Source organism: Providencia alcalifaciens DSM 30120 (assembly GCF_000173415.1).
GTDB classification, from domain to species: Bacteria; Pseudomonadota; Gammaproteobacteria; order Enterobacterales; family Enterobacteriaceae; genus Providencia; species Providencia alcalifaciens.
In genome coordinates, this window is the sequence record NZ_ABXW01000062.1 from 26,196 (window position 1) to 40,071 (window position 13,876).

The 13,876-nt window shown below is 43.5% G+C and carries 11 protein-coding genes, 1 tRNA gene and 1 pseudogene; 9 read left to right on the forward strand and 4 right to left on the reverse strand.

Annotated features, from left to right (window positions below; all coding sequences use genetic code 11):
- Positions 1-15 precede the first annotated feature (15 nt).
- Complete coding sequence (locus PROVALCAL_RS19370) at positions 16-195, reverse strand: SymE family type I addiction module toxin (RefSeq protein ID WP_226890353.1); 180 nt, start codon at positions 193-195, stop codon at positions 16-18.
- 41 nt (positions 196-236) lie between these two features.
- Between PROVALCAL_RS19370 and PROVALCAL_RS15275 the strand changes: the two are divergent.
- A pseudogene (locus tag PROVALCAL_RS15275) lies at positions 237-632 on the forward strand (hemolysin); the annotation flags it as partial.
- 93 nt (positions 633-725) lie between these two features.
- Here PROVALCAL_RS15275 and PROVALCAL_RS15280 read toward each other — a convergent pair.
- Positions 726-800: transfer RNA gene (locus PROVALCAL_RS15280), tRNA-Arg, on the reverse strand.
- Between the two features lie 392 nt (positions 801-1,192).
- On the opposite strand from PROVALCAL_RS15280, the gene mlaA reads away from it, so the two are divergent.
- Positions 1,193-1,942: a phospholipid-binding lipoprotein MlaA gene (gene mlaA / locus PROVALCAL_RS15285; protein WP_006661330.1), complete on the forward strand. Its 750-nt coding sequence runs from the start codon at positions 1,193-1,195 to the stop codon at positions 1,940-1,942.
- A gap of 501 nt (positions 1,943-2,443) precedes the next feature.
- Here the strand turns inward: mlaA and fadL are convergent.
- Positions 2,444-3,745 (reverse strand): long-chain fatty acid transporter FadL, encoded by a 1,302-nt coding sequence (fadL, locus tag PROVALCAL_RS15290; RefSeq protein WP_006660225.1) that lies wholly within the window; start codon positions 3,743-3,745, stop codon positions 2,444-2,446.
- A gap of 351 nt (positions 3,746-4,096) precedes the next feature.
- Here fadL and PROVALCAL_RS15295 point away from each other — a divergent pair, with 351 nt between their 5' ends.
- The 4 genes from PROVALCAL_RS15295 to sixA all read left to right on the forward strand — a co-directional run bounded on the left by PROVALCAL_RS15295 (position 4,097) and on the right by sixA (position 8,908).
- The gene (locus PROVALCAL_RS15295; protein ID WP_006660227.1) at positions 4,097-4,393 is read left to right on the forward strand and encodes a YfcZ/YiiS family protein; all 297 of its coding nucleotides are present in this window, start codon (positions 4,097-4,099) and stop codon (positions 4,391-4,393) included.
- 265 nt (positions 4,394-4,658) lie between these two features.
- On the forward strand, positions 4,659-5,978 hold the full coding sequence (fadI, locus tag PROVALCAL_RS15300; RefSeq protein ID WP_006660228.1) for an acetyl-CoA C-acyltransferase FadI: 1,320 nt from the start codon (positions 4,659-4,661) through the stop codon (positions 5,976-5,978).
- A complete protein-coding gene (fadJ, locus tag PROVALCAL_RS15305) occupies positions 5,978-8,191 on the forward strand; it encodes a fatty acid oxidation complex subunit alpha FadJ (RefSeq protein WP_006660229.1) in 2,214 nt (737 codons plus the stop codon). Before fadI ends, fadJ begins: the two co-directional genes overlap by 1 nt.
- Before the next feature lie 231 nt (positions 8,192-8,422).
- Entirely contained in the window at positions 8,423-8,908 is a 486-nt protein-coding gene (gene sixA / locus PROVALCAL_RS15310; RefSeq protein WP_006660230.1) for a phosphohistidine phosphatase SixA, read from the forward strand.
- A gap of 41 nt (positions 8,909-8,949) precedes the next feature.
- Here sixA and smrB read toward each other — a convergent pair whose 3' ends face one another.
- The gene (gene smrB, locus PROVALCAL_RS15315; protein WP_039862233.1) at positions 8,950-9,495 is read right to left on the reverse strand and encodes an endonuclease SmrB; all 546 of its coding nucleotides are present in this window, start codon (positions 9,493-9,495) and stop codon (positions 8,950-8,952) included.
- Positions 9,496-9,731: 236 nt separating this feature from the next.
- Here smrB and hutI point away from each other — a divergent pair, with 236 nt between their 5' ends.
- The 3 genes from hutI (at position 9,732) to hutU (ending at position 13,868) form a co-directional block, all read left to right on the forward strand.
- The gene (gene hutI, locus PROVALCAL_RS15320) at positions 9,732-10,967 is read left to right on the forward strand and encodes an imidazolonepropionase (protein ID WP_006660232.1); all 1,236 of its coding nucleotides are present in this window, start codon (positions 9,732-9,734) and stop codon (positions 10,965-10,967) included.
- A 171-nt stretch (positions 10,968-11,138) separates the two neighbouring features.
- The gene (gene hutC, locus PROVALCAL_RS15325) at positions 11,139-11,870 is read left to right on the forward strand and encodes a histidine utilization repressor (RefSeq protein ID WP_006660233.1); all 732 of its coding nucleotides are present in this window, start codon (positions 11,139-11,141) and stop codon (positions 11,868-11,870) included.
- Positions 11,871-12,188: 318 nt separating this feature from the next.
- Entirely contained in the window at positions 12,189-13,868 is a 1,680-nt protein-coding gene (gene hutU / locus PROVALCAL_RS15330; protein ID WP_006660234.1) for a urocanate hydratase, read from the forward strand.
- Positions 13,869-13,876: the final 8 nt, after the last annotated feature.

Here is a 13,876-nt window from a genome sequence, read left to right on the forward strand (position 1 = left end):
TCTTCGTTAACAATCTTACTCGCTCTCAGCCAGTTGGATGATCAACTGTCCGGTTTGGCGAGTGAGGGTGAAGTGACTGCCCACCTCAAACCCCAGGTCCTTCAGCCACTTACCGCTGATAGTCAGTTGTGGGCGGGGATTGGGTTTTCCTCGGTTCGGCAAGTAACCCACTGCATACTGTCTGGTTTTGACCACTTCGCTTTTGGTTATCAACTCTCGCGATTCTATCTACTTTTGGTGGCAGTATTAGCCAAGCGGGTGGTTCACTGCGTCTCAATGCCAGCAAAATCGAAATGCACAGTGATTATCAATCGGTGGATAAACAAACGGGCATTAATGCAGGCAAAGGCGGTTTTGATATCACGGTGGGCAAGCATACGCAACTTGATGGTGCCGTGATTAGCAGCACAGCAGACGCGAATAAAAATACATTGGATACGGGCACACTGGGTTTTGGGGATATCAAAAATAAAGCCGATTATCAGGTGGATAGTCAAAGTGGTGGCTTTAGCACCGGTGGTGCGTCAGTGGGTGATCAATTTGTCACCAACGCGGCAGGCTCCTTGCTGACGAATGTAAACAACAAGGGCAAAGATAGTAACACCATGTGTACGGAAAGCGAGATAACCGTAATTACACCCTTACTACTATTATAAGCTTGATATAGGGAGAATTAAGTTGGATTAGGCAATTAAGAACTAGGTTGACTTATCTTGAATAAAAACTGGTGTCCCCTGCAGGAATCGAACCTGCAACTAGCCCTTAGGAGGGGCTCGTTATATCCATTTAACTAAGGGGACATTGAGATGGCGCGGGTGAGCGTTTGGCATTTTACTGTCCACCTCCCATCGAATCAAGCTGTTACAACCAATTTCTCTATTTTTATCTTTCTTCGATATTTCTTTGTTGGGTTTTTAATCATTTCCGTCGTAATGAAAAAATAATTTCAGATAAGTCTATCTCTATGTTAATTCGCTAATTAATGCCATATACCGTTGTAATCGTTGTTTTCAAAGCGATCAAGTTATACTTCTTATGATAAGTTGATAATTAAATAGGTTATAATTATGCGAATAAGGTAATTAAACCACTCAAAACGTTTAACACGTTTTTCTATTTGCTTCTATGATAAGGCGATTAGCAATAACGATAAAAACACCATGGCAAGGTGGACTAAAGGATGGAGAGAATGATGAAGTTTCGCATGAGTAGCGTTCTTCTCGCGGGAGTTTTAATGGTTGGGTGCGCTAGCGTTGACCCAGAAACGCAGCAGCGTTCAGACCCGTTAGAAGGCTTTAACCGAGCAATGTTTAACTTTAACTATAATGTCTTAGACCCCTATGTCTTAAGACCTGTAGCGGTTGCTTGGAATGATTATGTGCCAATGCCTGCCCGAAACGGACTCAGTAACTTTCTTGGCAATCTAGAAGAACCCGCTAGCATGCTAAACAGTTTTTTGCGTGGGGAAGTGGAGCAAGGGTTCAAACACTTTAACCGCTTCTTCTTAAACTCCGTATTTGGTATCGGTGGTTTAATCGATGTTGCCGGTATGGCAAATCCTCAATTGGTGAAAGAGGAACCTAAACGTTTTGGTAATACATTAGGCTACTATGATGTCGGTTATGGTCCTTATGTTGTCTTACCGGGTTATGGTAGTGCGACATTGCGTGAACAGGGCGGTGACCTTGCTGACGATCTCTATCCAATGCTGAGTTATTTAACGTTCTGGATGTCGGCAGGTAAATGGGCATTAGAAGGTATTGAAACTCGTGCAAGATTGCTCGATTCTGATGGACTACTGAAAAGTTCTTCCGACCCTTACTTGATGTTCCGTGAAGCATATTTCCAGCGTAATGATTTCTTATCGAAAGGCGGTACCTTGCAGCCAGCTGAAAACCCAAATGCGGCGGTGATTGAAGGGGAATTGGATTCGATTGATTAACTGATTGGATGGGGTTTATCACTCTCTATGTTTTTTAGACATCAGAGAGTGATAAAGATACTGCTAGTCATTGTCCTGTTTTCCTCGTTGGATGACTGTGTCAATCACGGCACTGACGACTAACACGCTAACAAAGCTGATAGTAAATAATGTTCCCATAACTTCCTCCTACGTTTTCTTCATGGTTTTCCTCAAACGATCGCTTAGTGAGCAATTGTACTGTTTCTTCATGTCAAAAAAATGAAGGTCAGCATCGCATTTAAAAATGAATGGGTGAATAAATATGACTGGAACCAGTACATGAATAAGCCGCAGGAATGTTTTTAACAATAAAATAACATCGGGCTATAATTAATATATAAATCTGTACAAAAAAAAGTCAAGAAAAATTTGGTTTGAGGATGATTTTTCTGCGAAGGGCAGAAAAAGAAAGTGGATCAGAGGAAGAAATAGAAGAGGGGGATATCAGGGGAGCGAGCTCCCCTGATAGGAGAAAACTGATTAGAAGGTATAGTTAAAGTTAACGCCGTATAACCATGCAGAGCCTTCAGATTTGAAACGAACTTCGGAAGTAGGATCTTTTTCGATCAATCTTTCATTAATATTGACCTTTTTACCGTACATATAAGCAATACCTAAGTCCACAGAGGTATCTTTGTTAAATGCATAAGTGGTACCTGCGGTGAGCCAGTAACGGTCTTGGTCAGGAATAGAAATTGAACGGTATTTAGATGGCACTGGGCTTTCATCGTAAGCAATACCGGTACGGAATGTCCAGTTATCATCGTAGAAGTAGGTGGTACCTAATGCTAAGCGCCATGCATCATCAAAGTTTTCTGGTTTATGGAATAGCTCTTTGCCATCACTTTTTCTATAGGCAGTTAAGTCTTTGAAAGTACTCCAACCTGTATAAGAAACACTGTAGTGCAGTGCCCATTTCGGATCGACTTTATGGTAACCGGAGAATTCCCAAACATCAGGTAGGTTTAAATCTAAAGTTCCCTTAACAGTCTTACCCCCCGTAGGGTTAAGCTCTTGAATTGGTGGTAATGGAAGGTTTGGGATCCCGTTAGAATATTTACCATCTTCAAATTTCACTTTCACTTTTGAACGGTAGGTAAAACTTAAACGGTTATCTTGGTTGATTTCATACAGAAGCCCCGCGTTCCAACCGTAACCCCAATCATCACCTTTTAATTTAGCGGCATCTGTGCTTGGTGTAATTCCCAAACCACCAAGACCTTTAGCTTTCTCGCCCATGTGACGTGTAATTTCAGCATCGGCATAAACGGCATTCGCACCTAAACCAAAACTGAAGTTGTCGTTGATACGATAGGCGCCGCTTAAATTTAAGTTAACGGTTTTTAAATCTGTTTTACCGCCAACTAAGCCTGCTGCATAATCTTTATGGAAGTCAGTCGCGAGGCCAAAGTTAGTGGTCATGGAAGTACCAACTGCCCATTTATCATTGATTGGAAAGATAAAGTGAGCGTTAGGTACTACGGCATTAGGGGCGATGTTATTGGCAGTATACTTATCGTCATCACGCCCTTTGATATCTACGGTTGGGTCAATATAAACCGCACCAATTGACATGGTTGGTCGATCAAATAACATCATTGCAGCTGGGTTACGGCTGCCTTCACTTGCGTTGTCGCCGACGGCTCCTGCGCCTGAAAATGCACGTCCTAAGGCTGAGGTTGAATATTCATTCAGCAAAAAACCAGCTGCGCTTGCATTGGAGGAGATAACAGCCACTGCGATTGCTAAAGCTGATCGAGCAAATAGGTTTTTCTGGTTCATGACCAAAACCCTCTAGTAGTTTTATTTAAATAAGCGACTTCTATCGCAAGAAGCGCTGAATTGTAGGGTCGCTTGCCTCAATGACAAATCAGACCAGTTCACTGAGTATAGGTCTGACCACTGGGTATGTTGCAAGGTTGTTTTGTTTTTGTGCGATTTTTATTTTCGAAAATGCGATGCAATTAACAAAATGGCAACATTTAAATGAGCTTAACGAGTAAGAAATGCTCATATAAGGAACTAGATCAAACTTATGTTGGATTATTAGCAATTAAATTTGATATCACTAGTGTTTGGCACTTTTTCAGCGTTATGATACTTACTTAACAGTTTGTTCATTGGGAGAATAAAATGACTGATGCGATTAAACGTTGTAGCGCGGATGAAACGGCTGCATGCTGCTGTGTAGATGTCGGTACTGTACTGGAAAATAAGGATTGCACCGCATCGTATCAGCAAGTTTTCGCCACTCAGCAAGACGCTGAAGCGATGTTGAAAACACTCACTGAAAAAGCGAAATCAGTAGAGTCAGAACCGTGCGAAATTACTCACTCAATCAACCCTGTTGCAGGTGGTGTGGAGTTATCCGCGAACTTTACATTTAGCTGTGAAGCAGAAAGCTTGATTTTCCAATTAGGCTTACGTTAATCAAACGTTTGAATTCCTTCTCATAGCCCATTGACTCTATTATTTCGCGTATGCGTCATTTTTAGAAGTGAATGGGTTTTTTCTTACTAAAAACCCACCAAATTTCCTACCATTATGGTCAATTGATTGTAACTTGTGTGTGAGCTCGCATTTTTTATCGACACTGATTGATAAATGTGACGAATATGTTAACTATTTACACAGGTCAGACCTCTTATTTTAATCACAACAACTCTACTTTATTTTCCTTTTAGCAGGAGCGACCATGAATCAACTCTCTCACCATGGCGATAATCGGCATTCAGTAAAAGAAAGAATTGCCATTGTTAGCGGATTACGTTTGCCTTTTGCTAAGCAATCTACGGCTTATCTCAATATTCCCGCTGTGGATTTAGGCAAAACTGTCGTTGCAGAACTACTTCATCGTAGTGATATCGATCCATCGATTATTGAACAACTGGTGTTTGGTCAAGTTGTTCAAATGCCTGAAGCGCCCAATATTGCGAGAGAAATTGTCTTGGGCACAGGAATGAGTGTTTCGACAGATGCCTACAGTGTATCTCGCGCCTGCGCTACCAGCTTCCAAGCTATCGTGAATGTGGCACAAAGTATGATGGTGGGTGATATCTCTGTGGGTATTGCGGGGGGAGCAGACTCCTCTTCTGTTTTACCCATTGGTGTCTCGAAGAAGCTCGCTGCAACATTATTAGCATTAAGTAAAGCGAAGTCATTCGGGCAAAAATTATCGCTGATTAGCAAATTGCGCTTGAAAGATTTAGCGCCGGTCGCGCCGGGTGTAGCGGAATACTCAACGGGGTTGCGCATGGGGGATACGGCGGAACAGATGGCAAAAAGCTACCATATTAGCCGTGAGCAACAAGATGAATTAGCACATCGCTCTCATCTATTGGCGGCGAAAGCATGGAAAAGTGGCGTACTGGATGATGAAGTGATGACGGCGTATATGCCGCCTTATAAGCAAGCTTTCTCTCGCGATAATAACGTGCGTGAAAATTCGGTTCTGACGTCTTACGCGAAGCTCAGACCCGCCTTTGACAGAAAACACGGTAGTGTTACTGCTGCGAACAGTACACCACTTACGGATGGTGCGGCAGCCGTGTTGATGATGACTGAATCTCGTGCGAAAGCATTGGGCTACACTCCATTAGGTTATATTAAAAGCTACGCATTCTCGGCGATTGATGTCTGGGAAGATATGTTATTGGGACCGTCTTATGCGACGCCGATTGCGTTAAAAAAGGCGGGACTGACTTTGCAAGATCTTACCTTGATTGATATGCATGAAGCTTTTGCTGCTCAAACGCTCTCTAATATTCAAATGTTTGCGAGTCAACAATTTGCCCAAGAAAAACTCGGTCTATCGAAAGCGATAGGGGAAATTGATATGGACAAGTTTAATGTATTAGGTGGTTCGATTGCGTATGGGCATCCGTTTGCTGCGACAGGGGCAAGAATGGTCACTCAAACATTGAACGAGCTACGTAGACGTGGCGGCGGTTTTGGGTTAACAACAGCCTGTGCGGCAGGTGGGCTCGGAGTGGCAATGATTTTGGAGGCAGAATAATGACGCAACATTCGACGGTAGTCACGGAGCCAGCATTCACATTAAAGATAGTTAATGGCAATGTTGGTGTGATTTATATTGATGTTCCTAATGAAAAAGTGAATACCTTGAAAGCTGAATTTGCACAGCAATTTCATGCTATTTTACAGCAAGCTCAATCCACTTCAGGTCTGAAAGGCTTGGTGATTACGTCAGGAAAAAAAGACAATTTTATCGCCGGTGCAGACATCAGCATGATTGCCAATTGTACTAGCAAAGAGCAGGCGAGTGAATTGTCGAAACAAGGGCATACACTGTTCGACAAAATTGAAAATTATCCGCTGCCAATTATCGCTGCTATTCATGGAGCATGCCTTGGTGGCGGCTTGGAGCTAGCGCTGGCTTGCCATGCGCGTGTTTGCTCTGATGATGATAAAACCAAATTGGGTCTCCCTGAAGTACAGCTGGGTCTACTTCCTGGGTCGGGAGGAACACAGCGTTTACCTCGCTTAATTGGTATCCCTAATGCGCTGGATATTATGCTGACAGGGCGCCAACTGAAAGGCAAACAGGCATTAAAAATGCGGTTAGTGGATGATGTGGTTCCTTTGTCGATTTTATTGGATACCGCTGTGGAACTAGCGCAAAAAGGCGGTGTGAAACGTAAGCCTCTACCTTGGCAGCAGCGTTTACTCAGTAGTAAATTACTGCGCAATAAAGTATTTGCTAGCGCGAAAGAAAAAACGGTCAAGAAAACCCAAGGGCATTATCCTGCACCAGAGAAAATTATTCAGGTTGTTAAAGCGGGGATGAACCATGGATTAAAAGTCGGTTTTGCCGAAGAAGCCAAAGCTTTTGGTGAACTGGCAATGACACCAGAATCAGCCGCTTTACGTAGCCTATTTTTTGCCTCTACAGCACTTAAAAATGAAACAGGTGCAGAAGCTAAACCTAAAACGATTAAGCAAGTTGGCGTATTGGGTGGCGGCTTAATGGGGGGCGGGATTGCTTATGTGAGCGCTGTATTTGGTAAATACCCCGTGCGTATTAAAGACATTTCAGACAAAGGCATTTCTCAAGCGTTGCGTTACAGCTGGGATTTGCTCTCCCAGCGTGTCAGTAAAAGGCGCTTACCTGTGCGGGAGCGAGATGCCATTATGGCGAGAATCTCTGGTACGCTCACTTATCAAGGGTTAGAAACTGCAGATATCGTGGTGGAGGCGGTTTTTGAGGATCTGGCGCTGAAACGTAAAATGGTGCAAGAAACAGCAAAAATGTCGGAAGGGAAAGCGATATTTGCATCGAATACATCGTCGTTGCCTATTCATCGCATTGCAGAAGGTAGCCCACACCCCGAGAAGGTGATTGGACTGCACTATTTTAGCCCAGTTGATAAAATGCCGCTGGTGGAAGTGATCCCGCATCAGCAAACCGATGCAGCCACAGTAGCGACAACTATTGCGTTTGCTAAGCGCCAAGGCAAAACCGCGATAGTGGTCGGAGATGATGCTGGCTTCTATGTAAACCGAATTTTAGCGCCGTATTTATGTGAAGCTGCACAGTGCCTTGTTGAAGGAAATGCCATCGACCACATCGATAAAGCATTAGTGAAATTTGGTTTCCCAGTGGGACCTTTCCATCTGTTAGATGAAGTGGGTATTGATGTGGGAACTAAAATTCTCCCTATTTTGGTTGAGCGGTTTGGTCATCGTTTTAAAGCGCCAGATGTGCTTGATAAAGTGATTAATGACGATCGTAAAGGCAAGAAAAATGGACGTGGGTTTTATGTTTATGGGCAAACTGGGGGCAAGCTTACTTTCTGGAAAAAATCCACAAAACGCCAAGTTGACCACGGTATTTATTCACTGATTAGCATTCATCCCTCAACGACGACAAGCCAAACAGACATTGCCCAGCGCTGTGTCATGCTGATGCTGAATGAAGCCGCTCGTTGTTTAGAAGAAAACATTATTTGTAGTGCCCGTGATGGGGATATTGGCGCAGTATTCGGTATTGGCTTCCCGCCATTTTTTGGTGGGCCTTTCCGTTATATGGATAGCCTTGGGGTCGGCAAAGTCGTCGAAATACTGCAACAGCTGACCGAAAAACACGGTGATAAATTTACGCCGTGTAAATTACTGGTGGATATGGCACAGTCTAATCGTCAGTTTTATCCCGCGGATGATCATGAAAAAAATGCATCATCATCGGAAGAGAATAGCAGCACTAATTAAATTATAATTGCTTTTTAATCAACCTGATGCCGCAGTTAAATGCTGTGGTTATCAGGTTTTTTTATGGCTGAATAACGAAAAATGTCAGTAAAAAACAATGTAAATCATTTTATTTGCAACGGGTTTGTTGCAGAATCTCTTCTCACCCCAACTGATGGTTATCTTTAACTATAATTATCTAAATGAAAAGACCCATATTCTCATGTGGAATAGCGGCACAGATGGTGGATTATGCAAGTTTATATTATGCGTCATGGTGATGCTGTGATACAGGCAGCGAGTGACTCGGCAAGACCATTAACCCAGAAAGGGAAAGATGATTCCATACTCATGGCGAAGTGGTTGCAAGCGCGTCATCCGTTAATTGATACGGTATTAGTGAGCCCATATTTACGGGCAGAGCAAACGTGGCAAGTGATGCGCGATGAACTGTCTTTACCCTCGCAAGTACAGGTTATGGATGGTTTAACACCTAGCGGAAATGCAGAGTGGGTTGCTGCGCAAATTCGGGATTATGCATTTAGTGGCGCCAAAGCGGTTTTAGTCGTTTCTCATCTTCCACTCGTGGGTTATTTGGTGTCGGAATTGTGCCCTCAAGAAGCACCGCCTATGTTTACAACCTCGACTATTGCGTGCGTTGAGGTGAATACTGAGCAGATGAAATGTCATTTAGAATGGATGCTCAGTCCATCGCAGATCTCATTGATCCAATCCTAAGTTTGAGCATCATGGTGATGAAACAGTCCGTAAATGAGTGCTTAACGGCGAGCACTCTCCGTTGTTTCAATTAATAATAACAGTGAGGCATTACCTCCCCACTCTTTAGGGGCTTGGTGAAAGGCAACAATATCAGGATGTTGGGCTAGCCATAAGGGTGTTTGCTGTTTCAAAATATGCTTACCATGCCCATGCATGATACAAGCACAATGCACATTTTCCCGTTTACATGCTGCTATCAATGCACCAATTTCTTGTTTTGCTTCCATTTGGGTGAGCCCGTGAAGGTCAAGAAATAGCTCTGGTACATAGTCCCCACGACGTAATTTTTTTAATTCATAGGGGTTGGAGTCCGGCCGTAAGAAGCGAGTCGGACCGTCATTATCTAGCTGTGGTTGAAATTCATCAGAAAAATAAAATGAAGCATCTACTTGTTCTTGGTGAATTTTTTTACGGGATGGCTGAGTGACTTTTTCACGAATAGGGGCATGCACTATTTGGTCTTGGTGAATTTTTTTGGCACCCCGAATCGCTTCTTTAAATAGATTAATGTCGCCGTCTTCTAAGGCAAATTTCTTTTTATTCATGGTTAATAAATCATTCTTTTGAGATGGGTAAAACTGCCAGTAGTGTAACCCATTTTTTGCATGAACGGTTATCATAGAATATTTTTAGCGCTACGTAACAAATTTATAACTTTTGCACGTCTATCCATTGACAATAGATAGATAAGTAGTCTAATTGTATATACATATATATACTTTTGTATCCCTACCTTTCATATGTGAAGCCTAATTGGGTTTCTGTTGCCATAGGATGATTTATGTTATTTAAAGCACATGCGAATGATGTGATCTGGCGTAACGGTCGGATTGCGACAATGAATACCGAATTGGGCACGGCATACGGCTTACTGGAAAATCACGATTTGATCATTCGTGGTGAACAAATTATCGCGATCCATCCTAGCGACCACGTGGAAGCTAATGGCTGCGATATTATTGATGTTAAAGGTCGTTTAATCACGCCTGGGTTAATTGATTGCCACACTCATTTAGTTTTTGGTGGTAACCGTGCGGCAGAATGGGAACAGCGGATGAATGGTGTTTCCTATGAAACAATTAGTGCGCAGGGTGGTGGGATCAATTCGACGGTACGCTCGACACGGGCAATGAGCGAAGAGGCATTATTTGATGTGTCTAAACCGCGCCTTGAAGCGCTGATCCATGAAGGTGTCACGACAGTTGAGATGAAGTCGGGTTATGGACTCGATCTGGCAAGCGAAGAAAAGCAATTGTTAGTTGCAAAGCGATTATTTGCAGCTTATCCGATAGAGGTTAGCTCAACGTTACTTTCTGCTCATACCGTTCCGCCTGAATATAAGGGCAGAGCCGACGAGTATATTGACCTTATATGCAACGAAATCATGCCGCAATTATGGAAGAAAGGCTTATTTGATGCCGTAGACGTATTCTGTGAAAGTGTTGGCTTTTCTCTTAAGCAAAGTGAAAAACTATTTTTGGCTGCTCAAAAATTGGGAATTCCAGTGAAAGGGCACGTTGAGCAACTCTCTAATTTAGGGGGAAGTGAACTTGTCGCACAGTTTAAAGGTTTGTCCGTTGACCATATTGAATACCTAGATCTTAACGGTATACAGGCTCTGAAACGCAGTGGTACGGTCGCTGTGCTACTACCTGGCGCTTTCTATTTCTTGCGTGAAACCAAGTTACCCCCCATTGACTTATTACGTGAACACCAAGTCCCTATCGCCATTTCCACTGACTTTAATCCGGGCACTAGCCCGTTTGCCTCACTGCGTATGGTGATGAATATGGCTGCGGTCTTGTTTAGATTAACACCGGAAGAGATTTGGGCAGGCGTGACGCGCCACGCCGCAAAAGCATTAGGTCGCGAGGATGCTATAGGGCTGCTAAGCGCCGGTTATCAGGCAAACTTTGTGGTATGGAATGCACACGATCCGGTTGAAATGATTTATGAGCAAGGGAGTAATCCATTACATCAGCGTGTTTACCAAGGAAAAGTGACCCATCAAAATTAACTGTTCAATTAATTTAAAATAGAAAAAGTGTTTTCGTTTTTCAGGTTATAATCATATTTATTCATAAAGTTCTGATTGCTGCCTCGGTTTGTTATCGCCACGATAGGCAGCGATTGTTTGATTAATTTTCAATGTTGACTACTCACACTCATTACTTATTTGGAAATAAACGTGACAGCCGAAAAAAAACCGAAGCTGAAAACTCCTGTTCCATTGTATTTGCAAGTTAAGCAGTCAATTATTGAAAAAATACAAGCAGGGGAATGGCAAGCGAACGACCGTGTACCGTCGGAAGCGGAGTTAGTCGTACAGTTTGATTGTAGCCGCATGACGGCGAATCGAGCCCTGCGGGAATTAACTGCAGAGGGCTTATTGGTGCGTCTTCAAGGTGTTGGCACGTTTGTTGCCGAGCCGAAAGGGCAATCTGCTTTGTTCGAAATTCATAGTATTGAGAATGAAATCCTCGCAAGGAATCATCAATACAGTTGTAAAATTACTAAATTAGAGCAAGTTCTTGCCTCCGTAACGCTGGCAAAAGAATTAAATATTCCCCCAGAAACCCCCGTCTATCATTCTGTGATGGTTCATTTGGAAAACGATATTCCGGTACAAATCGAAGACCGTTTTGTGAATGCTTTGGCTGCCCCTGATTACCTTGAACAAGATTTTATGACCATCACGCCTCATGATTATTTATCTCGTGTTGCGCCATTGACTCAAGGCGAGCACATCGTTGAGGCGGTAGAAGCCGATGACCGAAGTGCACGGCTTTTGCAGGTTCACGTGGGTGCATCATGCTTGCAAATTACCCGCCGAACATGGTCACAAAGTCATATCGTGACCAGTACCAAGCTATTATTCCCTGGTCACCGATATAAACTTAAAGGCAGCTTTTCTTCCTAATGGTAGGCACAAAATGCATCGTGCTGCCATGTCGACATTCGCACAGCCACAAGTAGCTGTGCGAACCTCAAACTCCCGCCATAAATGTAAAATAACTGTGAAACAAATGTGATCTGGTAGGCAGATTTAGAATAAAAAAACACCAGTAAAATCAAAGGGTGTTTTTCTATGTAATTGTTATTAATGAGTTATTTTTATCTTCGATGTTCGTTATCGCCATCTCAATTGTTAAAAAATAAATTGATTGTACATGTATATACAACTATATCTATAGGGAGACGCTATAAGTCAAACACGCATCTAAGTGAGGGTATATTCGTGACAAAGTTAAATAACAAATATCGTAATATTGAAATTCGAGCACCTCGTGGAACCACCTTGACGGCTAAAAATTGGCTGACAGAAGCACCACTGCGCATGTTGATGAACAACCTCGATCCTGACGTGGCAGAAAATCCCCATGAATTAGTGGTTTATGGTGGGATTGGTCGCGCAGCCCGTAACTGGCAATGTTATGACCAAATTGTTGAATCCCTAAAGCAGCTAGAGAGCGATGAAACTTTACTCGTGCAATCGGGTAAACCCGTTGGCGTATTTAAAACTCACGAAAATGCGCCTCGCGTACTCATTGCTAACTCTAACCTTGTACCTCATTGGGCGAATTGGGAACATTTTAATGAACTCGATGCGAAAGGTTTAGCAATGTACGGTCAAATGACTGCGGGAAGCTGGATTTATATTGGCAGCCAAGGGATTGTCCAAGGTACATATGAAACCTTCGTTGAAGCTGGCCGCCAACATTATAATGGTGATTTAACCGGGCGTTGGGTGTTAACGGCAGGTTTAGGTGGAATGGGTGGCGCACAACCATTAGCGGCAACATTAGCCGGTGCTTGTTCGTTAAATATTGAGTGCCAGCAAAGCCGCATCGATTTCCGCTTAAGAACCCACTATGTGGATGAACAAGCGACAGATTTAGATGATGCGTTAGCACGCATCAAGAAATACATCTCAGAAGGCAAAGCCGTTTCTATCGCATTATGTGCCAATGCTGCCGAGGTCTTGCCTGAGCTTGTCCGTCGTGGTGTTAAGCCCGATATGGTGACTGACCAAACGAGTGCCCATGATCCACTTAATGGTTATTTACCCATTGGCATGAGCTGGGAACAATATCGCGAGAAGAGCGTACAAGACCCTCAAGGCACCGCGTTGGCAGCGAAGAAATCCATGGCAGAACATGTGAAAGCGATGCTGGCATTTCAAGCACAAGGTATTCCGACATTCGACTACGGTAATAATATTCGCCAAATGGCATTAGAAATGGGCGTTGAAAATGCGTTCGATTTCCCTGGGTTTGTGCCTGCGTATATTCGACCTCTATTTTGCCGTGGTGTGGGTCCCTTCCGTTGGGTTGCACTCTCAGGTGACCCTGAAGATATCTATAAAACCGATGCAAAAGTGAAAGAGTTACTGCCTGATGATAAACATCTGCATCGCTGGCTGGACATGGCTCGTGAGCGTATTAGTTTCCAAGGTTTGCCAGCACGTATTTGCTGGGTTGGCTTAGGAGATCGTGCCAAATTAGGTTTAGCGTTCAATGAAATGGTGAGAAGTGGTGAGGTATCTGCTCCGATTGTCATTGGGCGCGATCACTTGGATTCGGGGTCGGTAGCAAGCCCGAACCGAGAAACAGAAGCGATGAAAGATGGTTCTGATGCCGTGTCTGACTGGCCATTACTCAATGCATTACTCAATACTGCCAGCGGAGCAACGTGGGTGTCATTACACCACGGTGGCGGCGTTGGAATGGGCTTCTCTCAACATTCTGGTGTGGTGATTGTGTGTGATGGTACCGATGCTGCCGCAGAGCGAATTGCGCGTGTATTACATAATGATCCTGCAACTGGCGTGATGCGCCACGCGGATGCAGGTTATGACATCGCTATCGAATGTGCGAAAGAGAAAAACTTAAACTTACCTATGCTAAAAACACGTTAGGAGTGCCA

Bases quoted from the DNA above. Each gene is read 5' to 3' on its own strand.
- fadI (WP_006660228.1), top strand. From the start codon at position 4,659: ATGAATCAACTCTCTCACCATGGCGATAATCGGCATTCAGTAAAAGAA.
- hutI (WP_006660232.1), top strand. From the start codon at position 9,732: ATGTTATTTAAAGCACATGCGAATGATGTGATCTGGCGTAACGGTCGG.
- smrB (WP_039862233.1), bottom strand. From the start codon at position 9,495: ATGAATAAAAAGAAATTTGCCTTAGAAGACGGCGACATTAATCTATTT.
- PROVALCAL_RS15295 (WP_006660227.1), top strand. From the start codon at position 4,097: ATGACTGATGCGATTAAACGTTGTAGCGCGGATGAAACGGCTGCATGC.
- mlaA (WP_006661330.1), top strand. From the start codon at position 1,193: ATGAAGTTTCGCATGAGTAGCGTTCTTCTCGCGGGAGTTTTAATGGTT.
- sixA (WP_006660230.1), top strand. From the start codon at position 8,423: ATGCAAGTTTATATTATGCGTCATGGTGATGCTGTGATACAGGCAGCG.
- fadJ (WP_006660229.1), top strand. From the start codon at position 5,978: ATGACGCAACATTCGACGGTAGTCACGGAGCCAGCATTCACATTAAAG.
- fadL (WP_006660225.1), bottom strand. From the start codon at position 3,745: ATGAACCAGAAAAACCTATTTGCTCGATCAGCTTTAGCAATCGCAGTG.